Origin of the sequence: Methanolinea mesophila (assembly GCF_017873855.1) — an archaeon.
Taxonomy (GTDB): Archaea; Halobacteriota; Methanomicrobia; order Methanomicrobiales; family Methanospirillaceae; genus Methanolinea_B; species Methanolinea_B mesophila.
Window position 1 is genome coordinate 128,555 of record NZ_JAGGKR010000002.1, and the last position, 23,184, is coordinate 151,738.

Genomic DNA, 23,184 nt, shown 5'->3' on the forward strand with positions numbered 1-23,184 from the left:
CTGCGGGCCCCGGGAACAGACCTCTTTTCCAATAATCCCGGTATGATAATTCAAAAAAACTTCCCAGGTCGCCCCGAATGGCGGAGCGGGAGGAAATCAATAAAGTAAAAATAAATGCAAAAAATAGCAGGAACCCGGTGTTATTCCGGTGCCCGGAGGAGTGCGAGGGTTACCGTGACCCCCTCTATGTCCCATTCCTTCTCCATGGTGAAGGCGAGACCGGGCCGGGGTTCGTCTTTTACCCTAATGGAGAGCGTTCTCGCCCTCACCTCGCCCATGATCCCCTCTCCCCACGTGGAGAGGAGGTCGGCCATCCGCTGGTCCTCCACCTCGCAGTCCGCTTCGATGAAGTCCTCCACCCTGAGATCCGACTGGCGGCGCATCTCCTGGAACCTCCTGATCACTTCGCGGGAGTAGCCTTCCGCCTCGAGGTCGGGGGTCAGGTTCACGTCCACGTAGACCGCAGCCTCCTGCATAGGTGCGGAATAGATTCCCTCGGGGAGATGCTCGAAGAACGTCACCATCGAGGGGAGGATCTCACGCTCTGCCTCGGCATCGACAAGAAGCACCGGGGATCCCTCGTCGAACGAGGCTTTCATTGCGTTGGCATCGGCGGAGAGAATCAGGTCCCTGACCTTCGGGGCGTCCTTTCCGAACTTCGGGCCGAGCGCCTTCATCACCGGTTCTGCCCTCCACCCGATCCGGTCCCAGCGGCCAGTAATGACCCGCACATCGCGGGCATTTGCCCGGTCCCTGCAGATGTGACCGAGGGTCCGTACCGCCTCCGCCACCTGGTCCGATCCGGTGATTACTACACATTCGCCTACCGGCCAGCGGAGTTTCCTCTTCCCCGCCTGCCGGGCATTTGCCTGTGCTTCGTCGAATGACCGGACGACGTCCATGGCCTTCTCGAGCCCGGCGTCGAGGAGCAGGGGATCCCCCGCCGTCCAGTCAAGCATATGCACGCTCACCGGGTCGTTCTCCAGCCTGAGGTTCCCGTAAATCTCTTCGGTGAGGTGGGGGATGAATGGGGCGAGCAGGGCGTCGAGCGTCCGCATCACGTAGTAGATCGTCTCGTACGCCCTGACCTTCTCGATTGATTCCCCTTCGAGCCACATCCTCGGGCGGACAAGCTGCACGTACCAACGGGACAGGTCCTCGAGGATGAACGAGATCAGGGCACGGGTCGCCCGGTGGAGCTGGCATCCCTTCATCTCCTCGTCGACGAGCATTGCGAGGGAATTTACCCGGGAGATGATCCAACGGTCCTCGGGGCTCATCGAGGCAAAATTTACCCGGATGTACGAGGAGTCCCAGACCTGTCCTGAATTCGCCGGGACGAATCCGTCGAGGATCATGTAGGGGAGCGGGAACCTGTACACGTTCCAGAGGATGTTGATTGCACGGCTGACCGTGCGGACCCCTTCCCAGTTGAACTTCAGGTCGTCCCAGGGTGCGCTTGAAGAGAGGACGTAGAGCCGGAGCACGTCCACTCCCTGCTCTTTTACGACCTCTTCGGGAGTGACCACATTGCCCAGGCTCTTGCTCATCTTCCTCCCCTCGGCGTCGAGGGCGAACCCGTGCATCAGCACGCTCCTGTACGGGGCTTTCCCGAGCGCGATAGTACTCGCCCCGAGCTGGGAGTAAAACCATCCGCGGGTCTGGTCCTGGCCCTCGGTGATGAAGTCCGCAGGCCAGAGCCGGTCGAACTCATCGGTCTTTCCCGGATAGTGGAGCGTCGCCCATGAGGCCACCGCAGAGTCGAACCATACGTCGAAGATATCTTCCACGCGGTGCATCCTGCCCCCGCAGGAACAGGGGAAGACGATCCGGTCGACGAACGGGCGATGGGGGTCGGGGAGTTTCTGGCCGGAAGCGTCTTCGAGCTCTTTTATGGTGCCGAACACCTTCCTCGTCCCGCAGGTGCGGCATTCCCAGATGGGAATGGGGATTCCCCAGTACCGCTGACGGGAGATGCACCAGTCTCTTGCTTCCTTGATCCAGTCGTAGAACCGGGCGCTTCCTGCCCACTCGGGGTACCAGGTGACCTTCTCCACTTCGGCGAGCATCCGTTCCTTGAGGTCAGAAGCCTTGAGGAACCACTGCTCCGTCGCACGAAAGATGATGGGGGTCTTGCACCTCCAGCAATGGCCGTACCGGTGGGTCACCGCCTCCTCGGCAAGAAGGTGGTGCTCAAGCTGTTCGAGGACGACCGGGTTGGCGTCCCGTACGTATTTGCCCGAGAGGCTTCCTGCTTCCTCGGTGAAAGTCCCGGTGGCGTCTACCGGGCAGACGATGGCGAGGCCCTCTTTGCACCCCAGCACGTAGTCGTCCCATCCGTGCCCGGGAGCGATATGCACCATGCCGGTGTTCTCCAGGGTGACGAAGTCCGCGGTGACCACTTTATGGGAGATGGCGTTCTGGAGGGGGACCTCGCCTGCCAGCGGTGAACGGTAAATGAGTCCGGAAAGCTCGGTCCCCGGGAGCTTCGAGAGGGTAGTGTAGCTCTTGTACCGTGCCTTCCTGAGCACCGGTTCGACCAGGTCCTCCGCGATCCAGAGGACCTCCTTCTTCCCGTCTTTTTCACCCTCCACCCGTGCATAAACGATGTCGGGATGGACGGCGACGGCCACGTTTGCGGGGAGGGTCCAGGGGGTGGTGGTCCAGATGACCAGGTATTCGTGCTCCTTTCCTTCCAGGGGGAACTTCACGTAGATGGAGGGGTCGGTCTCGTCCCAGTACTCGACTTCGGCATCGGCTATCGCGGTGGCGCAGCGGGGGCACCAGTTCACCACCCGATATCCCCGCTCGAGCATCTTCTCCTCGTCGGCCCGCTTTATCGCCCACCATGCGGCCTCGATGTACCCGGGAGTGATCGTCTGATAGGGGTCGTCGAAGTCCATCCATACCCCGAGGCTCTCGAACTGCCTGCTCATCACTTCAAGGTTCGCGATGGCAAAAGCCCTGCACTTATCGATGAACGCGTCTATCCCATAACGCTCGATGTCTTTTTTGTCGGAGAACCCCAGCTGCTGCTCCACCCTTACCTCGATAGGGAGCCCGTGCATGTCGTACCCCGCCCGGGCGATCACGTTCCTGCCCGTCATGCGCTGGTAACGGAGCACACTGTCTTTGATGATCTTGTTCCACGCGGTCCCTAGGTGGATATGCCCTGTGGTATAGGGGGGGCCGTCCACGAAGAAGAAGTCCTTCCCTCCGCTCCGAAGCGCGAGCGTCTTTTCAAAGATACGGTCCCTCTCCCAGAACTCCTGGATCTGGTTCTCGATCTCGTTTGCGTGGTAGCTGCTGGTGACTTCCTTCACCCTAATCCCCCGGTATCGGGCCCCGGGGTGTCCCGGGCCTTCAATTCCAAAGATATTGGGGCTTGTTGCTCAAAGTAGTTTTCACTCCGTTCACGCCGTGAGCGATCGTGTAAAATGGCTGGAACGTGTACAATGGTTCTGACAAGGTGATCGCAATGAAAGAATACCAGGTGCTGGTGGGGGGAGAATGGAAGGAGAGCGGGGAGATCGCCGATGTGAGGTTTCCCTACTCGGGAGAGACGGTGGCGCGGGTCGCTCTCGCATCGGAGGCGCAGCTGGAAGCGACTCTTTCGGCCGCAAAACGAAGTTTTTCAGTGATGAAGACCCTTCCCGCCCGGAAGCGGTACGATATCCTCAACGCCCTTGCGGACCTTATCGAGCGTCGGATCAGGGATTTTACCGAGATGATCGTGCTCGAAGGTGGAAAGACCAGATCTGCTGCTGCGGTGGAAGCCGGGAGAGCGGCCGAGACCATCAGGATCTCGGCAGAGGAGTCCCGGAGGATCAACGGGGAGGTCCTGCCGCTTGACTGGACCACCGATACCGAGGGAAGGCTCGGCATCACCCGGCGGTTTCCGGTCGGGCCGGTGCTCGCGATCACCGCCTTCAATTTCCCCCTCAACCTCGCCTGCCACAAGCTCGGCCCGGCGATTGCTGCCGGCAACCCGGTCATCTTAAAGCCCGCTTCGGCAACCCCGGTATGCTCGCTTATGCTCGGGGAACTCGCCCTGGAGGCGGGACTGCCGGAGGAGGCGATAAGCGTGGTCCCCTGCCCGGGGGAGAGGGCGGAGATACTCGCAAAAGACCCCCGTGTTGCTTTCATTTCGTTTACAGGGAGCCCCGAGGTCGGGTGGCACCTTAAGGAGATCGCAGGACGGAAACGGGTCTGCCTCGAGCTCGGGGGGAACGGGCCGGTGATTGTGCACGAGGATGCCCCCCTCGAGTACGCGGTCGGACGGGTGGTGACCGGAGGGTTCGCGAGCGCCGGACAGGTGTGCATCGCGGTTCAGAGGGTGTATGTCCATCGTAAGATCTACGCTACATTCATGGACATGCTTCTCCCCCGGGTCAGGCGGCTGAACGTAGGTGACCCCCGGGACGATGCCACCGATGTGGGGCCGATGATAAGCCCGGGGGCGGCAGCGAACGCGTGGGGGAAGGTCGGCGAGGCGGTGGCAGGAGGAGCGACGCTCCTCTGCGGAAAGCCCCCGGAAGGTCCGCTTTTCTCTCCGGCAGTTCTCACCGGGACAACCCCCGCGATGAGGGTAAACCGGGAGGAGGCGTTCGCACCCTTCATCACGGTCACCCCCTACGACCAATTCGATGAGGCGGCAGGACTTGCCACAGGAACGGAATACGGACTCCAGATGGGAGTATTTACCCGTGACATCGCCAGGGTCTTCTCGGTATTCGAAAAGAGCGAGATGGGAGGGGTCATAATCAACGATATCCCCTCGTTCCGGGCCGATCCTATGCCCTACGGGGGAACGAGACTCTCCGGAACCGGGAGAGAAGGTCCCCGTTACGCCATCGAGGAGATGACCGAACTCCGGACGATGGTGATCAACCGGAACGCGCCCGGGGCATAAGTATGAAGGATCATGCGGGAACACCGGGACACGGAGGGAATCCGGAAGGGTGCCGGTCTTCCACGGAAAAAGGAACGGAGAAGATCGGGGAAGACAGGCGAAACCTCCCGGCAGGAGGCTGGGCGGGGAGGATTAAGGAATGAGCGTTCAGATCGGGGTGATAGGACCCGGAGACTGTTCTATGGAGGAGCGCCGAGCCGCGGAAAAAGTCGGGCGGCAGATCGCACGGGGCGGGGGGATCCTCTGTTGCGGCGGGCTCTCCGGTGTCATGGAGGCGGCCAGCAGAGGGGCGAAAGAGGAGGGGGGGATCACCGTGGGGATCATTCCCGGTACCGGCGGAGAGAACGACTATCTCGACGTAGTGATCAGGACGGGGCTCTCACACGCCAGGAACGTGGTGCTGGTCCAGAGCAGCGACGCCCTGGTGGCGGTAGGGGGGGCCTACGGGACCCTCTCGGAGATCGCAGTCGCGCTGAAGACGGAAAAGCCGGTGTTCGGGGTCTCCACCTGGGAGATCCCCGGGGTGGTGCAGTGCAATTCCCCGGAAGAGGCCGCTAACGCGGCACTCTATGCAGCGTCCCGGTCAGGCGGGTGTCGTAGCCCCCGAGCCCGGTGAGCACAGTCCTGAACCGGTCGGAACGTACCGCATCCAGCAGGGTTGCGATACGCGGGTCGTCGAGCTCCTCCTCCCGGATCGCGAGTTCGTAACGTTCGCTCGCAACCGGCACGAACGGAAGGCCGTATGCCTTCGCCGCGCTGTAAACGCACATCCCGGCATCGACCTCGCCGGACCGGACCGCGAGGGCCACGGCGGTATGGGTTGTCACTTCACGGTCGTACCCCTGAATCGCTGCGGGATCGATGCCCCTCTTCTGCAGTTCATAGTCGAGCAGGATTCTCGTCCCGGAGCCTTTCTGCCGGTTGACGAACGAATGGCCGGGGAGGTCTTCGAGGGAGAGCCCGTCCCGGGATACGATCCCCTGCTCGCGGTCTGCAATGGTGACCAGCGCGATATCCTCCCCGGGGAGATACCGCTGGATGAAGGGAACGTTGTACTCCCCGGCAGGAGAGAGGAGATGCATCGGGGCCGCGTGGCAGTCGTTCCGCTTCAGTGCGAGGACCCCTCCCATGCTCCCTGCATGAGTGGAATGGACAACCACTCCCCCGGGCCGGATCATGTCGGCGAGGTGGTCGAGGGCCGGGTCGTGGCTTCCCGTGACCAGGAGTGCGGCTTCCGCAACAGAAGGGGGCACCATGAGGTTCACCCGCACCATTTCCCCGGACTCGAAGCCTTCCGTCCGGTTCGGTATGCGGAGGTAGGCGTTGGACCGGACCCCGCTCATCTGGACCCCTGATCCCCGCGACTGCGGGGAGGCGACCCATTCGCCGCGGATCTTCCCGACGGAGAGGAGCACGAATTCGTCGGTTCCCACATCCGAATGGAGAGTCTGGGTGAGACGTGCCGTGAGGACCACCGGGTCGGGCGGGGTAAGTCCGTAATGCGCGAGCAGGGGGGTGGCGATCTCCCGGAGCACCGTGACCGCGGAGAGAGGATACCCGGGCATCCCCATCACTGGTTTTCCACCGATATTTCCCACAATGACCGGTTTTCCCGGTTTGATGGACACGCCGTGGAGGAGCACCTCGCCGAGCGACGCGATCACGTCCACCGTGTAATCCTTCGTCCCTGCCGATGATCCGGCGGAGACCACGACCATATCCTGTTCCTCGGCCGCCAGGGTGATCACCCGGCGGATCTCATCCGGGTCATCGGGGGTGATGGGGTAGCGGGTGCACCGGGCCCCGAGCGAGGAGAGCCAGGCTGACGCCATAAGGGTGTTGCTCTCCACCACCTGGCCCGGTGCCGGCCGGGTCCCGGGAGCGACGAGTTCGCTCCCCGTGGGGATTATCCCCACCCTGAGGGTGAGCACCGGAATGCGGGTGACCCCGTACGTCGCGAGCGCCCCGGTGTCGTGCGGCCGTATCCGGTGAAAGGAAGGGATTATCATCTCCGTCTCGGCGATATCCTCCCCTGCAGGGCGGATATGCTGCCACGGTGCCACCGGCTTCCGGATTATCCAGCACCCCTCCTCCTCCCAGACATCTTCGATCATGATCACCGCGTCATAGCCCCGGGGGACGACGTTCCCGGTATTAACCCGCAAGGCGTCCGAAAGGGCGACCGGGTTCTGTTCGCTCGCTCCCCGCGTGTCCCTGCTCGATACCGCGATACCGTCCATGGCGGAGAGGAAGACCTCGGGGACCGAGTAGGAGGCGAACACCGCCCCTGCGCTGATTCGTCCCACCGAGTCCTCCACCGCGACCGTCTCGGAGAACCTCATTGGAGGGAACGCTTCCCGTATTATCAGGAGCGCCTCTTCGAGTGTGGCGAGCTTCAGGTAACGTTTCACCATGAGACCGCCACCTCCGGGTTCACTGCGGGGAACTCCTCACAGGGTCCGCCACGGAATGATCCGCCCGGCGTTATCATGGGAGGTGTCGCTTCCGCTTCCCGATACACCACTAAATGCGGGTTTACCACAGGATCACCTCCACCTCCTCGTTGACCTCGAGGCCTTCCCTTCCTGCCGGGATCCTCACAATTCCGTCGCTCTTCACCAGCGTATTCAGCAGCCCTGATTTTCCGAATACCGGGTCCGCCACACCCTCCTTTACCGTCACTCTCACGTAGTCCTCCCTGCCCTTCGCGGAGGGGATATTCCGTGCCAGTTTCGCCCGGACCATGCACGGCCGGCTTTCCTCTTCTCCGAGCAGCCCCCGGATTACCACTCCGCCTATGATCATGAGGACGATGAATGCAGATGCCGGATGCCCGGGAAGTCCGATTACCGGTTTGCCCCCCGAACGTCCGAGGATCGTCGGTTTTCCGGGCGCGATCGCGATCCCGTGCGCCAGGACTTCGCCGATCTCCCGGATCAGGTCGGCGGACATGTCCCGGTCGTCCTTGGAACTCCCCCCCGAGATGAAGACGGCATCGCACTCGTGCACCGCTATCCCGAGCACCGCCCGGAGGGACTCCCGATCGTCCTTCGTAATTCCATATGCCCGGGGAGTACATCCCAGGGATGCGATGTACGATGAACAAAGATACGTGTTCACGTCCCGCACCTGCCCGGGTCCGGGCTCCGATTTCACGGGGACAAGTTCATTCCCGGTCGATATGACCCCGACGACGGGTTTTTTCCTCACCGGCACGGTTACGCATCCCACCGCGGCAAGGACCCCGGTGTCCCGCGGAGAAAGGCACCTCCCGGCTTCCAGTACTGTGACCCCTGCGGTGAAGTCCTCTCCCCTCATTACCACGTTCTCGCCCGGAGCGACCGGGCGTTTTACCAGCACCTGGTCCCCGAGCGATTCACTGTATTCCACCATGGCGACCGCATCGGCCCCTTCAGGGAGGGCTCCTCCGGTAGGGACGTACACACACCCGCCCGCAACCACCGGTTTCGCGTCCAGTGTCCCCATCGAGACCCTGCCTGAGAGGGCGAGCATCGCAGGGATCGCATCGCTGGATCCGACGGTATCTGCTGCACGGACCGCGTAGCCGTCCACTACCGAGCGCGGGAACCCGGGGATATCGTCGTCGGATGATATCTCCGAAGCCAGGACCCGTCCCGCAGCCGTTTCGAGGGGGACTTCCTCGGTCCCTACCGGGGACGCGATCTCCCTGGCGATCCGGAGCGCTTCATCCACCGATATTGTCCGGAAAAAAAGACTCATTTGAAGCAGCCGAGCTGACAGGCCCGGATCTTCACCCCGTGCGTGTTGCAGTAGCGGGAAATGTCCATCTTGGAGATTCCATACTTTTCCGCGATGGCGAACGCCTCGGGACACTTGATCTCCTTGTCGATGCCTTCCTTCTCGAAGGCCTGCCTGATGAGTTCTACGTCCATAATAACAATAGTGGAGAGATAAAAACATAGTGTTTACCATATCTGCCACATCATCCCGGCAGGAGAGAAGAACATCCATGAAAATTGCCCTGATAAGTTCCCTCAGGGACCCCGGGGGGACGACCATCCACAACTGTCTCGACGACCTGACGGCGGGCGAGCCCGCGTCCGCATTCCCGCTCTACAGACACGAGGTCGTCTCGCACAGGGTCGGAGAACGTCTAATCTACCAGGACTTCATCGACCGGGACATGGACGCCGACCTGATTATCTTCCTCTCCCGGCACTCGAGCGTAAACCCCGTACCGGTGCTCACGGTCCACGTGACCGGAAACATATCCGCCGCGGACTTCGGCGGTCTGCCCGGGTCGCTCCCGCCCGCCGCTCCCGCGTGGATGCAGGCGGTCCTGCGTAACCTCGCCTTACGGGCTCCTCCCGGGTACCGGGTTGCATACGAGGTCACCCATCACGGCCCGAGCGAACTCTCCACGCCCTCCTTCTTCGTGGAGGTGGGGAGCACGGAGAAAGAATGGAGGGACACGACCGCCGGATACGCAGTCGCCGGGAGTGTGCTCCATGCGGAACCGGGAGATGCCGTCCCCCTCATCGGGTTTGGAGGTACCCACTATGCCACCCGGCAGACCGAGATCGCGATAACGTCCCGGGGTGCCTTCGGTCACATCGCCCATTCCCGGGAGGTCGGCGGGATATCAGACGACACGGTCAGGAGGATGGCGGAACAGACCGGGGCCGTCGCGGCCTACATCGATAAAAAAGCCCTGTCGTCCGGGGAAATCTCGCGGCTGGATATGATATTTGCGGCGATACCGCTCATCCGGCTCAGCGAGACGGAACTGATCAACATGGGTGACCTTTCATTCCCCCATTATCTCGGAATGCGCGAAATTGCCGCCGGGTTCTCACCCGATGCACGCCTCCATCTGCACCGTTTCGGGGAAGACGGCTCCCCTGTGATCGTAACCATCCCCGAGCAGCTCCTCTTCGAGGCGATGAAGACCGGAGGGAAGGAGTGGGCCTCGGCCATGGATGCCCTGCCCCTCGCCCACATCTCCACACCCAAAAAACCTGTATTGCCGTCCTTCATCACTACGGAGAGAAATTACGCCAGAGTATTGCATGATTTAATAAGCTTATGCGTAGCAACCATTAGTAAGGACCAGGAGCTTGCAGTTGATGGGGAGGATCTTCTCATCCGCAGGCGCAGACTGGACCCCAGGAAAGCGCGCGAACTGGGGATCCCGCAGGGGCCGATGCTCGGGGAACTGATGAAAGGGAGACCGGTGACAATCGGGTCGACCCTCATCACCCCCGGGATGGTCACCACCTGCGAGGAGAAGAAAATCCACATCCCGGGACTGAGGAACTACCTATGAGATCTATTGTCGAAGAGGCACTCACGAAGGTGAGGGACGAGCCGTTTGATGTCTCCAAGAACAATGAGGATCTGGACCAGATTCTCAAGGAGCTCCGGACCGAGATCGTCGTGATCGGGTGCGGCGGAAGCGGATCCAATACCATAACCCGCATGAAAGAGGAGGGGATCCACGGGGCACGGCTAATCGCTATCAATACCGATGCCCAGCACCTCATCAGAACGCTTGCGGACGAACGGCTCCTTGTAGGGCGACAGAGGACACGAGGGCTCGGGGCAGGATCGATCCCCCAGATCGGGGAAGAGGCCGCCCTTGAGAACGAGCAGGACATCAAGAGGACGGTCACCGGCGCCGATATGGTCTTCATCACGGTCGGCCTCGGCGGGGGGACCGGGACCGGGACGGCGCCCATAGTCGCCAAGGCGGCACGTGATGAGGGGGCGCTCACCATCGCCATCGTCACCCTCCCGTTCACCGCGGAAGGCGCAATCCGGATGGAGAACGCCGAAGCGGGGCTGGAACGGCTGAGAGACGTGGCCGACACCGTCATCGTCGTGCCGAACGACCGGCTGCTCGAGGTTGTGCCCAAGCTCCCCCTGTATGCGGCGTTCAAGGTCGCCGACGAGGTACTCATGCGGGCGGTCAAGGGGATCACCGAGCTGATCACCATGCCCGGGCTGGTGAACCTGGACTTTGCCGACGTGCGGACGGTCATGGAACGCGGCGGCGTGGCCATGATCGGGGTCGGGGAGAGTGACAGCGAGGACAAGGCCGCGGACTCCGTAAAGAAGGCCATCCGGTCGCCCCTGCTCGACGTGGATATCTCGGGCGCCACCGCCGCGCTGGTGAACGTGGTGGGCGGCCCGGACATGACCATGGCAGAGGCGGAAGGTGTGGTCCAGGAAGTTTACAACCGCATAGACCCCAACGCACGGATTATCTGGGGCGCACAGGTCGATCCCGAGATGCAGGCGAAGATGCGTACCATGCTTGTCGTGACCGGTGTCCGGTCGCCACAAATATATGGGAGGAACGAAAAAATTGTCCCCAAAGTTCAGAAGCAGTTCGAGATCGATTTTCTGAAGTGATACAATATGGTAGAGATCGCAAAACCCGAGATAAAGTTCAATGTAGGGGAGGAGCTGTTCAGGAAGTACTGGCGGGTGCTCAAGTTAGCCCGCCGCCCCAAGCGTGATGAGTTCCAGAAGATCGCTCTGGTCGCAGCAGCCGGTATTCTGATCGTAGGCCTTATCGGCTTCATAATCTACGAGCTGATGCTGCTCCTGCCCTGAATACCATGGAAGAGACCCTGGAGTCCAGTAACAACAGGATATTCGCCATCAAGACCACTTCCAAGCAGGAACGGACGGTGGCGGACAACATCAAGAAGGCCATCGAGAGCGGGGCCACCGACGTGAAGGTGACCGCGATCATCGTCCCCGACGAGCTGAAAGGCTACGTACTAGTGGAGACCCCCGAGTCGCTTCCCCGGATCGAGCAGCTCGTGGAGAAGGTCGCCCATGCGCGCACCGTGGTGAAGGGTGCCACCAGCCTCGCGGAAGTTGGCCATTTCCTCACCCCGAAACCGGTGGTAAGCGGTATCTCCGAGGGCACCATCGTGGAACTCATCGCCGGCCCCTTCAAGGGGGAGAAGGCGGTGGTGAAACGGATCGATACCGGTAAGGAAGAGATCACCGTCGAGCTCTACGAGAGCGTGCTCCCTATCCCCATCACCGTCCGCGGAGATGCGGTGCGGGTGGTGGATAAGGGCGAAAAATAGTTTTAATCCTTTTTTTTACCGTCCTCCGGGTATACATTTAAGTCTGTCCCTGTCAACCTTAGTAAACCCACGCGGAGTACCGTAAGGTACAGCATGGTGATACTATGGCAGAAGTGGTCGAGGTTTTAGTACCAGGAGGCAAGGCAACTGCAGGTCCGCCGCTCGGACCGGCTCTTGGACCACTCGGCATTAACGTGAAGGCTGTTGTTGACGAGATCAACAAGCAGACCGCGACGTTCAACGGTATGCAGGTACCGGTGAAGGTAGTGGTCGACGAAAAGAAGGCCTTCACAGTGACCGTAGGGATACCACCTACCACGGCCTTGATCAAGAAAGAGGTCAAGATCGAGAAGGGGTCCCCGGAACCCAACATGCAGATTGTTGGCGACTTGCCTATCGAGGCTGCAGTCAGAATCGCCCGTATGAAGCAGAACGACATGCTCTCCTATGACCTGCGGAACGCGGTCAAGGAGGTCGTGGGCACCTGCGTGAGTATGGGGGTCAACGTCGACGGAAAGAGGCCCAAAGAGGCCCTTGCCGCGATCGACGCTGGCGAGTATGACAAAGTCCTCGCAGAATAGATGTGTAACCAACCCATAGAAGATCGTTTCCGGTCGCATAACTATGGAGGAATCAGATGGTAGAAAGGGCCAAGATTATTGAGGCCGTGAAAACGGCCATTGAGAAAGCGCCTCCGCGTAAATTCTCTGAGAGTGTAGATATTACCATCAATCTCAAGAATATCGACATGGCGCAGCCCAAAAATCGTATTGACGAGACGATTCTTCTCCCCAACGGCACCGGGAAAAAGGTGGGTATTGCGGTCCTTGGCAAGGGTGACATCACCACCCAGGCAAAGGAATCGGGTGTGGACCTCATCATCGGCCCCGAAGAGATCGAGCGGCTGGGAGGCGAACCCCGTGAAGCAAGGACCATGGCAAACAGTTATCGATTCTTCCTCGCGGACACCAGTGTCATGCCTGCAGTAGGCCGTTTCCTCGGCCCCAGGCTCGGTCCCAGGGGAAGGATGCCCATGCCCATCCCGAGCGGCACTGACATCAGGCCGATCGTGGAACGCCTTCGCAACTCGGTGAAGATCAGGACCAAGGACAAAAAAGTCTTCCACGTCAAAGTGGGGTCCACCGAGATGCCCCCGGAGCAGATCGCAGAGAACATCGACGTAGTACTGAAGCGTGTCGAATCGGTGCTCGAACAGGGAGCCTTAAATGTCCGGTCGGTCTACGTGAAGACCACCATGGGACACCCCGAGAGGGTGGTCTGATCATGGCGCTCTATACGCACCACCTCCCCGCCTGGAAGCGGAAGGAAGTCGAAGAGATCAAGGAAAGTGCCGGGAAATTCGCCCTGGTCGGCCTTGTCGACATGTACGGCATCCCGGCCAGTCAGCTCCAGCAGATCCGCCGCAGCCTCAAGGGCACGGCCGAGATCCGGATGACCCGGAACACCCTGATCGAGCATGCCTTCCAGGAGAAGGGAGGCGACATGGCTAAGGTCGCAGAACACCTTTCAGGCCATTCGGCCCTGATCTTCTCGAACGTGAACCCGTTCCGGCTGTTCAAGATGCTCGAGAAGACCAAGACCAAGATGGCGGCGAAGCCCGGGGAGATCGCACCCGAAGATATCGTGGTGGCGAAAGGACCGACCTCGTTCAAGCCCGGACCCATCGTGGGCGAGCTTCAGCAGGCCGGCATCCCCGCAGCCATCGAGGCCGGGAAGGTGAAGATCAAGGACACCAAGACGGTGGTCAGGAAAGGAGAGGCAATCTCCGCGAAACTTGCGGACGTGCTCTCCAAGCTGGACGTCAAGCCCATGGATGTGGGCCTCGCCCTCCAGGTCGCGTATTACGATGGTGACCTGTACCAGCCGTCGGTCCTCGCAATCGATGAAGAGGCAATCCTTGCCCAGATCTCGCTCGCCGCAAGCCAGGCGTTCAACCTGTCGGTCAACGCGGTCATCCCGACCACCGAGACCATCGGAGTGATCATCACCAAGGCGGCGTCCGAGGCAAGAGGTCTTGCAATCGAGGCGGACATCTACGAGAAAGACGTCATTGATGCGATTATTGGAAAAGCCCAGAGACAATCAAAAGCCCTCCAGGGAATGGTTGAGGGCAAATACTGAGATAGTTGAGGTGTAAGAGATGGAATATATCTATGCAGCCCTTCTCCTGCACAAGGCAGGAAAGGAGATCAAAGAAGACAACCTTAAGGCAGTCCTTACTGCTGCCGGTATCGCCGTAGACGAAGCCCGGGTAAAGGCACTCGTTGCCGCCCTCGAAGGCGTGAACATCGAGGACGCCATCAGCAAGGCAGCCGCAGCACCCGTTGCGGTCGCAGCAGCCGCCCCGGCAGCCGCAGCCGCAGCACCCGCTGCAGCGGCAGCCGAGGAACCCGAAGAGAACAAGAAGGAAGAGGAAGAGAGCGGCATGGCAGGGCTCGGTGCCCTGTTCGGCTGAACTCAACTTTTTTTCTCTCTTATAAATAAGAATTCGCTGATTTTCTGTTTTCTCCCCCAGGCAAAATTTGAATATTTTGTCTTGAGTTGTTAGGTGTCCAATTCAGAATTTGGTTTGATATCTGAAAAAAAGGGGCCACTGCCCCATGCCCCTGACGGGACTATTCCGCCGCCCCCGGAGGGCGCTTCGGCGCCGGCTCCGGAATTTAGACCGGGTAAATGAATCATTCAACTCTCAAGGTATATTCCATGGATATCCTGTGCCGGGGTCACCACGCGGCGGGTGCGAAGCCCCGGGAGCACCTAAAAAAAGCATTGTCAAATTTTTTATATATTTCATCAAATTCCGGAATTCCCATATTATACCCCTCATCTCTGCAAACAAACTGCAGCTATCAACTGATCATTTATAGGAGAAATCATCACCCGGTTAGTGGTTCCATATGCAATCCATCGGAAAGGCATTCATCCTCTTCACGGCGGTGATCCTCCTGGTCACGGTTGCCCAGGCAGCACCGTTCGGGCTCCCGGCAGGGTCCATCCACTCCTCGCTCGAGAGCAGGCTCCATACAGGCACATCCTTTTCCGCCCCGCCGGTATCGCTCTCCGACAGTGTTCTCGGCCGGTACGGTATCGGTGACGGGATTCCGACCGCCCCGTCCGCTCCTTCGACTTCACTCCAGGGCGCGTATGCCCAATACCCGGGGGATTCGCAGGGAATTGCCACCGGGGCACTTTCACCCGGTATTTCCCCCACTGCAGAATCGATAATGATACAGGCAGGCGGAGGTCTGGATCCTGTGGTGATCCTCCAGCTCTCATCCGGCGGGAAGGTGGGGTTCGGAAGCGGTGGTTTTATCGGGTACTGGTCTTCCTGAAGAGCAGAGATTCCGGCTTACCGGGATTCTTTTTTCTTTTCTGTCACAACCATCATGGCCATTCCATTCTTGTAGTGAACAGATAGTCCTCCAACTCTTCAGGCATCGTGGCAAGGTATTCCGGACAAACCTTCTGATAAAATTCACCGACAGTAATGTCAGATCCCCACATTTCGTTGGCGATTTTAATCTGGGATTCGTTCAATTCAAATGTCCATCCCGTCCCTCGCTCAGGGCGGTTCGCACTATCAATGTAGGAAGGACCGTAGAGTATGGAAAATAGGAAAAGAGCCAGGATTATTGCCCCTATTATAATCTTACCCGAGGCTCTCACTGAAACACAGGCAACAATTGGGCTCACGTTCATATAAAATTCATGGAAACGCGGGACCCTCTCAAAGGTAAAGGAACCGGGTAAACGGTCAGACCTGGCAAACGTGCCACTTTCCCCGGCACGTGCGGGTCATGATGACTATTATTTGAGATACGGGTGATCTGGGAAAGGAGTCCCGGAAAAGATGTATGCCCCACGGTTCAAAAGGTATAGAAGCAGGGACAGTACCGCTGCAGGACTCTATCATGAAGAACATCATCCGGGATATTTCCCACATAATTTCCGGCAAAAATACATTATCCATGGATTTCCCGGCAGTGTGTTTCCGGGATGGCACTTCATTCCTTCCGGGAATACACCGGAACGCCGTAGTATGGACCGGAGGTGAACGGACCTGCCCGTAATTGAAGTATCAGGGCTGAAACGGGAATTTTCCGGCCGGATGGTCCTTGACGGGCTGACATTCTCGGTCGATAAGGGGGAGATATTCGGGTACCTCGGGCCGAACGGTGCGGGGAAGACCACCACCATGAGGGTGCTTTTAGGACTGCTCCGCCCCACGTCCGGCAGCGCGACCGTGCTGGATTCGGATCTCTCGAAGGCCGACGAGATCCGGAAGAGGGTAGGGGTCCTCATGGAGAACAACGGCCTCTACGACCGGCTTACTGCCCGGGAGAACCTGGAGTATTATGCAAGGTTGTATGATGTTACCGGGCCCGTGGAACGGGTGGCCGAACTCCTCGACTTCGTGGGCCTGGGGGACCGGGGGAACGAGCTGGTGGGAAATTTCTCCACCGGGATGAAGCGGAAGATGGGGATCGCCCGGGCGATCCTGCACAAACCCGAGATCGTCTTTTTCGACGAGCCCACATCCGGGCTCGACCCCGAGGCCCAGCACATGGTGAGGGAGCTGATCCTCAGGCTCTCGCACGAAGGGTCCATGACTGTGTTCCTCAACTCCCATAATCTCGACGAGGTGCAGCGGATCTGTTCCCGGGTGGCGATCCTTTACCAGGGACGCATCAAGGCGCTGGACAGCGTCCAGCACCTCACCACGGCCGGGAAAAAGACCTCGTTCTCCATCACGCTCGCAAGTCCCGGACAGGCGGATGAGGCCGAAGGAGTCATCGCGGGGCTCGCCGGGGTCGGGGAGATTACCCGTACCGATAACCGGCTGGAGATGACGCTCCTGACCGCACCCTCCCACGAGATTGTCGCGGCCCTGGTGAAGCACGGGGTCCAGGTTGAGGAAGCCAGGATCCAGAAGAGATCCCTCGAGGAGATCTATCTCGACGTGATGCGGCAGGCCGAAGGGGGTGTCGCATGAGCCGGGTCATGGTTGTGGCCAGAAAAGAGGTCATGCAACTGGTGAAATCACGCAACGTCATGCTTTCCGCCTTCCTCTTCGTGGTGGTGTTCGGGATCTTCACCGGACCCGCAGTGATCTCGAGTACCGGAGGACCCGAACAGGTGATGGATACCCTCGGCTTCTACCTGGTGCTGACTCTTGGCATATTCATGGGGTATCTCTTCACCGCACAGGTGTTCCTCCGTGAGAAGCAGGAAGGCGTGATCGAGACGCTGCTCTGTTCACCCCTCTCCCTCCGGGAACTCTGGCTTGGAAAGGTGGTGGGAGTAACCATCCCCGGGGCGGTTCTGACCTATATCTCTGCCGTCATCATCATGATCGCGGGCTCGGTCTTCACAGGCTTTACCCTTATTCCGTCGGTCCCGGTTCTTTTCCACATTATCGTGGTGGTCCCGGCATTCATCGCCGCGGCGAGCGGCCTTATGGGGCTGGTCCAGTTCATCCTGGGGATGAGGGAGAACCAGATCCTCAATTTCATCATCATCTTCGGGATTATCTTCCTGATCTCGTTTACCCGGGAGTTCATCGGGCCGTCCTTCTCGGTGACCTGGGCGGTGGTGGGCGCAGCCCTGGGGCTGGCGCTGCTGATCCTCCTTGCGTCCTCGTGGATGACGCGGTTCCTGTCACGGGAAAGGATCGTAACAACCTTGCCGGAGTGAAATGTAAAGAAAATTCGGCTTTGTTGAAATCCTTACCACGTGACGTTCTTGGGGGCTTCGCCCCGCCACTGCGGCAGCCCCCGGCGCGATATCTCCGGAAATAGTTTAACCCCGGCTGATATCGCTCAATATCGAATAAACAAAAAGATCCTTGACCTACGACAGGTGAGGCATATCCTGTTGGGGCGCCGCAGCGGCGGGGCGCAGCCCCAGGAGCGTCATATACCTCAGACTCGCGTTCTCAAATTACCCCTGGCAAGGCCTTGAGAGTATGATCTTAAATGAAGAGATCGAGGATGTCAACAGAGCCGAAAATTCCATTCTTTTTCACATGAATATCCTTAAATTTGTCCGAAGCAGCCACCCGGATTACGGTTTAATAATTCTCGTGAGAAAGCCTGTTTTTTTGATGAACTGTCTGTGAATGCCGGGATTTTTTCTGGATACCCTGGCATGCCCGTCACCCCCATGCATAGTATAATAAAGAGGGAATGATAACTGGCATTCCCTGTACGAAGGGGATCAAAAACCCGGGGAGAAGATCACGGGGTGAACACCATGAAGTGCATCGTGTGTCAGGACGGGGAGACCAGGGCGGGAGCTACGACCGTCACCCTTGCACGGAAAGGGCACATGGTGGTGATTAAGGACGTACCCGCAGAGATCTGCGAGCACTGCGGAGAAGATTACGTTGACCCGCATATTATCCAGGATATCGTCGCGTCGATCGACAAGATGCCCGAGAATGATATCCTGGTTGATGTCCGCCACTACGTGCCCGGACCGGCGACCTGCTGAAGCCAGGGTTCGCGGTATCCGGAAAAGAAGTCCTGCCGGTGACCGGCGGTGACCGCGAACCGATGAATAAGCGGTGCCTCTGGTCCGGCACCATTCCACTATTTTTATCCCTCCGATACCCGATTTAATAGGTGAATGGAAATTCTCGTCCTCTGGGACCACAGTGCCCCCCAGGGCCTCCAGCTCCCCTTCACCCGGGCACTCTCGGGGGTGCTCGGCCTGGAGGTGCGGGTGGTGGATAACTCTATCCCTGTCAACGGGTATGTCGGCGCACGGAGGCAGGTCGACGCGGGGCAGACCCTCGACAGCCTTGACATATACCGCCACAGGTCGGGAATATCTTCACCGGTCCTGCTGGTCGTTTCACGGGACCTCTTCTGCAAAGGCCAGGAGTTCGTATTCGGTCTCGCCCGCCCCGACGTCGGAGTAGCGATCCTCTCGACCTTCCGGCTGGAGAACGAGTATTACGGTCTTCCCCACGACGACGACGCGCTCCTCGACCGGATGGTGAAGGAAGCGGCACACGAGATCGGTCACCTCGTTTCGCTCCATCACTGCCTGGAGGAAGAATGCATCATGCACAATCCGCTTACCCTGGAGGATCTGGACAGAAAGAGACGTCATTTTTGCAGCCTGTGCGAGGAGAAACTGAATTCGGGGAAGTTCCGATAACAACGTGCTGTGGCGAATCGAATTTCCGGTTATGGAAGTAAATTCATCACAGACGAGCTCTTCTAAAACCTCATTGCGGTTGGAGGCGAACCTGTGAACATGTCAACCCCCCGCCAGACCGAACAGGAGATCGGCCGCTATATCGCGGGCCGTTACCGTGATGTGGCCGAGGTCGGGGTGGGGAACAATTTCGAAGCCGCCCTTGTGATCAGGGAAGCGGGGGTAACAATCCTCTGTACCGATATCCGGGACCAGGACGCTCCTCCGGGAATCCGGTTTGTCCGTGACGATGTCACCCGGCCCGATACGAGTCTCTACCGGGGAAAGGATTGCATATACGCTATCAGACCCGGCGAGGAGATGATGCGCCCCCTTATCGCCCTGGCGGAGGAGGTAGGGGCAGACCTGCTGGTCTACCACCTCGGGTTCGAGATCTACGCGGATGGGGGGGAGATAATCCCTGCCGGGAAGGTTCTACTCCACCGGTATGTCCGGGGGACGCGGGGTAGTCCGTGAGTAACCCACGGATCCTGTCCATTTTTTCCCATCCTGCTAAATAACAATAGGAAAAAAATCCAGGGTTTACCATGAGTGGCACTCATCCGTGAGAGAACTACACAATCAAAATTTTTGAAAAAACAATTACTACCCAACAATATCCGATAACAGGGACGTGAAATCACTGAACATTCAGGAGAAGAACCCGTCCAATGTCTTCTGGGTCTTCTTTTCCTTCTTTTCCGGTTCTTCGGGAATCTCTCCTGCAGGGGGTTCCGCGACGTCCGGTTGCGGTTCCGCCTCGGGGTGTATCTGCCCCTTCTTCTTTTCTGCGGCAATCCGTTTCTTCTCTTCAGCCTTCTCCTTCTTCTCCCGCTCCTTCTCCCTCTCTTTCTCTTCTTTCTCCCGCTCTTTCGCCTCGGCGGCAAGGGTCTTCACGACCGCCTGGGTCCGCGCCTTGTCGTGGATGAACATGTTCAGCTGGTCCGCGTCGAAGGAGAATTCCCGGGCGAACGGCAGCGGCTCCTGGTCGATCATCGCGGTCAGGAGGGTGAAATACTCCTCTTTTAGGCTCGCCTGGGACATATGCAGCCCGTCCGCGACCTTTCCCAGCGCTTCCTGCCGGATTCCCTTCTGCTTCCGCGAGGAACTCATCCGGCGCCAGCGGTCGGGGGGCATTATCCGGGCGTGGATCCCCTTCCCCCCCGATGACGCGGATACCCCCAGGATCATCAACGCGCTCGCATACCGCCAGAGGGTGTAATACTGCTGCCGATAGGTGTTTCCGATGTACTCGTCGGCCCGGGAGAGGCAGCGGTACGCCTCCGCGATCGATTTCTGGTCCTCCAGAGAGAAAACGTTCGATTCGATCCACTGTTCGATGGTGTCAGGGGGTTCGTTGACATCGTAAGAGATCTTCATCAGCTCTTCTCCCTCCGGCCTCCCGAACACCGCGCTCACCAGGTCGAAGATGGTGGAACGCTCGTCTTTCCGGGACGTCTTCACGGCGGCCTCGTCGACCTTCTCTCTGCCGATGGCGGCGGCATAGAGCATGTTGATCGCCGCCCGGATGTCCCCGTTCGCGTCCTCGGAGATATCCCGCAATGCGTCGGGGTCGCACTCGATCTTTTCTGCAGCGCAGATATAGCGCAGGCGGGGGACGATGGAGCGTGCCTGGAGCGCCCTGAACTGCACCGGCTCGCAACGGGATCGGAGCTCCGAGGCTAGGCCGTAGAGGTCGTTTGCAATGAGGATGATGGGCTGCCGGGAGTCCCTGATCACGTCGATGATCGCCCGGGCCCCTCCACGGTCCGCGGTCCCCTGCAGGTTGTCGGCCTCGTCGAGCAGGATGAGTTTCCGCTTCGCCCCGGTCAGGCTCGCGGTATTGCTGCTGCTCCCCGCCACCCGCTCGATCACCGCCTTGGTCCTCTGGTCGCTTGCGTTGAGCTCCACCACTTCCCATCCCATGTCGTGCGCCAGGGCATGGGCGCTGGAGGTCTTCCCCGTACCGGGTTTTCCGTAAAGAATCAGGGGCTTGGCTTCCCGGGTCCAGTTCTGTGCCCACTCGAGCATCTGGCGGATTGACGGGCCGTTCCCAACCACTTCGTCCAGGTGTCGGGGCCTGTATTTCTCCGCCCAGTCCATATCCACACTTCAGCCTTGTATCAAATAAATTATGTCTGATGATGCTGAAGTAATCAGATAGAATAGAGGTCACATGGCAGAAAACAGCTGTTCCACCGCCAAAATCGCCCTTGTAGTGAGGGAGTACGAAGGGGTGAAGAGAAAGCGGGCCATAGGGGAGATGGTGAGAGCGATTCGTACGGATTCACCCGGCGTGATCGCCTCCTTTGGCGAGGATGCTGCCGTGATCGAGCACGGGGACGAGGCCCTGCTGCTCGCGGCGGACGGGATCTGGAGCAGACTGATGGAGGCCGACCCCTATTGGGCGGGATATTGCTCAGTGCTGGTCAATATCCACGACATCGCCGCGATGGGAGGCCGCCCGATCGCCATGGTCGATGTGTTCTCTATCTCGGATACGGGCATCCAGAAGAAGGTGATCGCGGGGATGCATGATGCCTCGCTCCAGTTCGGAGTGCCCATAGTGGGCGGACACCTCCATCCCGACACCCCCTACAGTGTCATCGACGTGGCTATCCTGGGCACCGTGGGGAAGAAGGATGTGATCTTCTCTCATACGGCGCAGGCGGGGGACCACGTCGTGGTAGCGGTGGACCTTACCGGCAGGGTCCACCCGTCGTGCCTGCTCAACTGGGACTCCGTCACCATGAAGACCGCGGAACAGGTCCGGGCGCAGATAAAAGTCCTGGAGGACCTGGGACGCGCCCACCTGGTCACCGCGGGAAAGGATATCAGCAACCCGGGGGTAATAGGGACGCTCGGCATGCTGCTCGAGGTAAGCGGCAAAGGTGCATGCATCGACCTCGATGCCATACCCCGGCCGGACCTCAAGGCCAACCACATGACGTTCGAGCAGTGGGTCCGTATCTACCCTGGGATGGGATTCGTGCTCACGGTTACGGACGACAACCTGGAGGAAGTCGTCGAACGCTTCCGTAAAGTGGGAATGATTGCACGGAGCATCGGCACGGTCAATACCACCCGCGAGCTCGCGATCACATATCATGACGAACACTCGAGCGTCTTCGACTTCTCTCACAACGGCATCATGCACCTCACCTCCGAAGATGAATCATGCAGGCCGTGACGATCGGGATCGGGGCCGGCGAGGAGCCGGAAAAGGTGCTGGCAAGCGTGAGGGCTCTTGACATCCGAAGCAGGGTGGTCATCTACTGCCGGCCTGGGACATTTCCGGAAGGGACCGGGAACATCGTTACGTCAGAATCCGAACATCCCGAACACCACCTGGTAGACGACCTCTTTTCCGGCAGGATCCAGGCGGCGCTCCGGGGGAGCCTTCCCGCAAATGCAACGCTTTCGGCATTGAAGAAGGCCGCGGGTGTCGGGAGTCTTGAACGGGCGGCTCTTCTGGAGACCGCCTCGGGGCATCTTTTTTTCCTTGCCCCGGTCGGCGTCGACGAAGGGTGGACGGTACAGGAGAAAGTGGCCATGATCGGAAAGGTCCGGAGACTGGCGGAGAATTTCGGGTTGTCCCCCAGGGTCGCGATACTGTCCGGAGGGCGGTTCGGAGACGTGGGACGCCATCCTCAGGTTGACCGGACGCTTGCCGATGCGGAACTGGTTGCACGGCTGACCGGGGAGACGCATTTCGAGATCCTCATTGAGGAGGCCATCCATGAAGCCGGGGTCATCATCGCTCCCGACGGGATCTCGGGAAATTTGATCTTCCGTACACTCACCTTTCTTGGATCCGGTCAAGGACATGGCGCACCGGTGTTAAATATCGATAAAATATTCGTGGATACCTCGCGCGCCTCCCCAGATTATGCAAATGCGATACGGCTCGCAGAATCCATGTTAAAGTCATAAATTAGCTCGTATATTAAATATTTTTAA

24 protein-coding genes are annotated in these 23,184 nt (G+C 59.3%); 18 read left to right on the forward strand and 6 right to left on the reverse strand.

From position 1 onward, the window contains the following. Positions 1-140: 140 nt before the first annotated feature. Positions 141-3,323, reverse strand: a complete 3,183-nt coding sequence (ileS, locus tag J2741_RS12060) for an isoleucine--tRNA ligase (protein WP_209675907.1) — start codon at positions 3,321-3,323, stop codon at positions 141-143. Between the two features lie 155 nt (positions 3,324-3,478). Here ileS and J2741_RS12065 point away from each other — a divergent pair, with 155 nt between their 5' ends. Together J2741_RS12065 and J2741_RS12070 are read left to right on the forward strand one after the other, a co-directional pair. Beyond that, positions 3,479-4,912: an aldehyde dehydrogenase family protein gene (locus tag J2741_RS12065; protein WP_209675909.1), complete on the forward strand. Its 1,434-nt coding sequence runs from the start codon at positions 3,479-3,481 to the stop codon at positions 4,910-4,912. Positions 4,913-5,051: 139 nt separating this feature from the next. Next, entirely contained in the window at positions 5,052-5,528 is a 477-nt protein-coding gene (locus tag J2741_RS12070; RefSeq protein ID WP_209675911.1) for a TIGR00725 family protein, read from the forward strand. Here the strand turns inward: J2741_RS12070 and J2741_RS12075 are convergent. The 3 genes from J2741_RS12075 to J2741_RS12085 all read right to left on the reverse strand — a co-directional run bounded on the left by J2741_RS12075 (position 5,467) and on the right by J2741_RS12085 (position 8,826). Next, positions 5,467-7,326, reverse strand: a complete 1,860-nt coding sequence (locus J2741_RS12075) for a molybdopterin biosynthesis protein (RefSeq protein WP_209675914.1) — start codon at positions 7,324-7,326, stop codon at positions 5,467-5,469. The two genes, J2741_RS12070 and J2741_RS12075, sit on opposite strands and share 62 nt — an antisense overlap. Positions 7,327-7,447: 121 nt before the next feature. Next, positions 7,448-8,653: a molybdopterin molybdotransferase MoeA gene (locus J2741_RS12080; protein ID WP_209675915.1), complete on the reverse strand. Its 1,206-nt coding sequence runs from the start codon at positions 8,651-8,653 to the stop codon at positions 7,448-7,450. Beyond that, a complete protein-coding gene (locus J2741_RS12085) occupies positions 8,650-8,826 on the reverse strand; it encodes a hypothetical protein (protein WP_209675917.1) in 177 nt (58 codons plus the stop codon). The genes J2741_RS12080 and J2741_RS12085 overlap by 4 nt, the downstream gene beginning before the upstream one ends. 77 nt (positions 8,827-8,903) lie before the next feature. On the opposite strand from J2741_RS12085, the gene J2741_RS12090 reads away from it, so the two are divergent. From J2741_RS12090 to J2741_RS12130, 9 genes are all read left to right on the forward strand, one after another. Then, positions 8,904-10,220: a D-aminoacyl-tRNA deacylase gene (locus tag J2741_RS12090; protein WP_209675920.1), complete on the forward strand. Its 1,317-nt coding sequence runs from the start codon at positions 8,904-8,906 to the stop codon at positions 10,218-10,220. Beyond that, the gene (gene ftsZ / locus J2741_RS12095) at positions 10,217-11,308 is read left to right on the forward strand and encodes a cell division protein FtsZ (protein ID WP_209675922.1); all 1,092 of its coding nucleotides are present in this window, start codon (positions 10,217-10,219) and stop codon (positions 11,306-11,308) included. Before J2741_RS12090 ends, ftsZ begins: the two co-directional genes overlap by 4 nt. 6 nt (positions 11,309-11,314) lie before the next feature. Further along, on the forward strand, positions 11,315-11,512 hold the full coding sequence (locus J2741_RS12100; protein WP_209675924.1) for a protein translocase SEC61 complex subunit gamma: 198 nt from the start codon (positions 11,315-11,317) through the stop codon (positions 11,510-11,512). Positions 11,513-11,517: 5 nt separating this feature from the next. Then, complete coding sequence (locus J2741_RS12105; RefSeq protein ID WP_209675926.1) at positions 11,518-12,000, forward strand: transcription elongation factor Spt5; 483 nt, start codon at positions 11,518-11,520, stop codon at positions 11,998-12,000. Between the two features lie 104 nt (positions 12,001-12,104). Continuing rightward, entirely contained in the window at positions 12,105-12,581 is a 477-nt protein-coding gene (locus J2741_RS12110; protein WP_209675928.1) for a 50S ribosomal protein L11, read from the forward strand. Between the two features lie 56 nt (positions 12,582-12,637). Beyond that, positions 12,638-13,282 carry a 50S ribosomal protein L1 gene (locus J2741_RS12115; protein WP_209675930.1) on the forward strand — a complete coding sequence of 215 codons (645 nt, stop codon included), beginning with the start codon at positions 12,638-12,640 and terminating at the stop codon, positions 13,280-13,282. A gap of 2 nt (positions 13,283-13,284) precedes the next feature. Continuing rightward, positions 13,285-14,142, forward strand: coding sequence for a 50S ribosomal protein L10 (locus tag J2741_RS12120; RefSeq protein WP_209675932.1), 858 nt, complete (start codon positions 13,285-13,287; stop codon positions 14,140-14,142). A 19-nt stretch (positions 14,143-14,161) separates the two neighbouring features. Continuing rightward, the gene (rpl12p, locus tag J2741_RS12125; protein ID WP_209675934.1) at positions 14,162-14,476 is read left to right on the forward strand and encodes a 50S ribosomal protein P1; all 315 of its coding nucleotides are present in this window, start codon (positions 14,162-14,164) and stop codon (positions 14,474-14,476) included. A 442-nt stretch (positions 14,477-14,918) separates the two neighbouring features. Continuing rightward, the gene (locus tag J2741_RS12130) at positions 14,919-15,353 is read left to right on the forward strand and encodes a hypothetical protein (protein WP_209675936.1); all 435 of its coding nucleotides are present in this window, start codon (positions 14,919-14,921) and stop codon (positions 15,351-15,353) included. A 52-nt stretch (positions 15,354-15,405) separates the two neighbouring features. Here J2741_RS12130 and J2741_RS12135 read toward each other — a convergent pair whose 3' ends face one another. After that, on the reverse strand, positions 15,406-15,720 hold the full coding sequence (locus J2741_RS12135; RefSeq protein WP_209675938.1) for a hypothetical protein: 315 nt from the start codon (positions 15,718-15,720) through the stop codon (positions 15,406-15,408). Between the two features lie 409 nt (positions 15,721-16,129). Here J2741_RS12135 and J2741_RS12140 point away from each other — a divergent pair, with 409 nt between their 5' ends. The 5 genes from J2741_RS12140 (at position 16,130) to J2741_RS12160 (ending at position 19,701) form a co-directional block, all read left to right on the forward strand. Further along, positions 16,130-17,014, forward strand: a complete 885-nt coding sequence (locus tag J2741_RS12140) for an ABC transporter ATP-binding protein (protein WP_245249798.1) — start codon at positions 16,130-16,132, stop codon at positions 17,012-17,014. After that, positions 17,011-17,715 (forward strand): ABC transporter permease, encoded by a 705-nt coding sequence (locus tag J2741_RS12145; RefSeq protein WP_209675941.1) that lies wholly within the window; start codon positions 17,011-17,013, stop codon positions 17,713-17,715. Before J2741_RS12140 ends, J2741_RS12145 begins: the two co-directional genes overlap by 4 nt. 558 nt (positions 17,716-18,273) lie before the next feature. Then, on the forward strand, positions 18,274-18,513 hold the full coding sequence (locus J2741_RS12150) for a type II toxin-antitoxin system MqsA family antitoxin (protein WP_209675943.1): 240 nt from the start codon (positions 18,274-18,276) through the stop codon (positions 18,511-18,513). Positions 18,514-18,648: 135 nt separating this feature from the next. Beyond that, positions 18,649-19,185, forward strand: coding sequence for an archaemetzincin family Zn-dependent metalloprotease (locus J2741_RS12155; protein ID WP_209675945.1), 537 nt, complete (start codon positions 18,649-18,651; stop codon positions 19,183-19,185). 99 nt (positions 19,186-19,284) lie between these two features. Beyond that, on the forward strand, positions 19,285-19,701 hold the full coding sequence (locus tag J2741_RS12160; protein ID WP_209675947.1) for a UPF0146 family protein: 417 nt from the start codon (positions 19,285-19,287) through the stop codon (positions 19,699-19,701). 174 nt (positions 19,702-19,875) lie between these two features. Here the strand turns inward: J2741_RS12160 and J2741_RS12165 are convergent, their stop codons facing one another. Further along, positions 19,876-21,327, reverse strand: a complete 1,452-nt coding sequence (locus J2741_RS12165; protein ID WP_209675949.1) for a replication factor C large subunit — start codon at positions 21,325-21,327, stop codon at positions 19,876-19,878. 73 nt (positions 21,328-21,400) lie between these two features. On the opposite strand from J2741_RS12165, the gene J2741_RS12170 reads away from it, so the two are divergent. Both J2741_RS12170 and mtxX read left to right on the forward strand, forming a co-directional pair. Further along, positions 21,401-22,414, forward strand: a complete 1,014-nt coding sequence (locus tag J2741_RS12170; protein WP_209675951.1) for a methanogenesis marker 2 protein — start codon at positions 21,401-21,403, stop codon at positions 22,412-22,414. Then, the gene (mtxX, locus tag J2741_RS12175) at positions 22,402-23,157 is read left to right on the forward strand and encodes a methanogenesis marker protein Mmp4/MtxX (RefSeq protein WP_209675953.1); all 756 of its coding nucleotides are present in this window, start codon (positions 22,402-22,404) and stop codon (positions 23,155-23,157) included. Before J2741_RS12170 ends, mtxX begins: the two co-directional genes overlap by 13 nt. The last annotated feature ends 27 nt before the right edge of the window (positions 23,158-23,184 follow it).

Excerpts from the sequence above, each read along its gene's own strand:
- mtxX (WP_209675953.1), top strand. The coding sequence starts at position 22,402 with ATGCAGGCCGTGACGATCGGGATCGGGGCCGGCGAGGAGCCGGAAAAG.
- ftsZ (WP_209675922.1), top strand. The coding sequence starts at position 10,217 with ATGAGATCTATTGTCGAAGAGGCACTCACGAAGGTGAGGGACGAGCCG.
- J2741_RS12105 (WP_209675926.1), top strand. The coding sequence starts at position 11,518 with ATGGAAGAGACCCTGGAGTCCAGTAACAACAGGATATTCGCCATCAAG.
- J2741_RS12140 (WP_245249798.1), top strand. The coding sequence starts at position 16,130 with ATGGTCCTTGACGGGCTGACATTCTCGGTCGATAAGGGGGAGATATTC.
- J2741_RS12075 (WP_209675914.1), bottom strand. The coding sequence starts at position 7,326 with ATGGTGAAACGTTACCTGAAGCTCGCCACACTCGAAGAGGCGCTCCTG.
- J2741_RS12150 (WP_209675943.1), top strand. The coding sequence starts at position 18,274 with ATGAAGTGCATCGTGTGTCAGGACGGGGAGACCAGGGCGGGAGCTACG.
- J2741_RS12080 (WP_209675915.1), bottom strand. The coding sequence starts at position 8,653 with ATGAGTCTTTTTTTCCGGACAATATCGGTGGATGAAGCGCTCCGGATC.
- J2741_RS12070 (WP_209675911.1), top strand. The coding sequence starts at position 5,052 with ATGAGCGTTCAGATCGGGGTGATAGGACCCGGAGACTGTTCTATGGAG.
- J2741_RS12165 (WP_209675949.1), bottom strand. The coding sequence starts at position 21,327 with ATGGACTGGGCGGAGAAATACAGGCCCCGACACCTGGACGAAGTGGTT.
- J2741_RS12085 (WP_209675917.1), bottom strand. The coding sequence starts at position 8,826 with ATGGACGTAGAACTCATCAGGCAGGCCTTCGAGAAGGAAGGCATCGAC.
- J2741_RS12115 (WP_209675930.1), top strand. The coding sequence starts at position 12,638 with ATGGTAGAAAGGGCCAAGATTATTGAGGCCGTGAAAACGGCCATTGAG.
- rpl12p (WP_209675934.1), top strand. The coding sequence starts at position 14,162 with ATGGAATATATCTATGCAGCCCTTCTCCTGCACAAGGCAGGAAAGGAG.
- J2741_RS12100 (WP_209675924.1), top strand. The coding sequence starts at position 11,315 with ATGGTAGAGATCGCAAAACCCGAGATAAAGTTCAATGTAGGGGAGGAG.
- J2741_RS12155 (WP_209675945.1), top strand. The coding sequence starts at position 18,649 with ATGGAAATTCTCGTCCTCTGGGACCACAGTGCCCCCCAGGGCCTCCAG.
- J2741_RS12130 (WP_209675936.1), top strand. The coding sequence starts at position 14,919 with ATGCAATCCATCGGAAAGGCATTCATCCTCTTCACGGCGGTGATCCTC.
- J2741_RS12110 (WP_209675928.1), top strand. The coding sequence starts at position 12,105 with ATGGCAGAAGTGGTCGAGGTTTTAGTACCAGGAGGCAAGGCAACTGCA.
- J2741_RS12090 (WP_209675920.1), top strand. The coding sequence starts at position 8,904 with ATGAAAATTGCCCTGATAAGTTCCCTCAGGGACCCCGGGGGGACGACC.
- J2741_RS12065 (WP_209675909.1), top strand. The coding sequence starts at position 3,479 with ATGAAAGAATACCAGGTGCTGGTGGGGGGAGAATGGAAGGAGAGCGGG.
- J2741_RS12145 (WP_209675941.1), top strand. The coding sequence starts at position 17,011 with ATGAGCCGGGTCATGGTTGTGGCCAGAAAAGAGGTCATGCAACTGGTG.
- J2741_RS12120 (WP_209675932.1), top strand. The coding sequence starts at position 13,285 with ATGGCGCTCTATACGCACCACCTCCCCGCCTGGAAGCGGAAGGAAGTC.
- J2741_RS12170 (WP_209675951.1), top strand. The coding sequence starts at position 21,401 with ATGGCAGAAAACAGCTGTTCCACCGCCAAAATCGCCCTTGTAGTGAGG.
- J2741_RS12160 (WP_209675947.1), top strand. The coding sequence starts at position 19,285 with ATGTCAACCCCCCGCCAGACCGAACAGGAGATCGGCCGCTATATCGCG.
- J2741_RS12135 (WP_209675938.1), bottom strand. The coding sequence starts at position 15,720 with ATGAACGTGAGCCCAATTGTTGCCTGTGTTTCAGTGAGAGCCTCGGGT.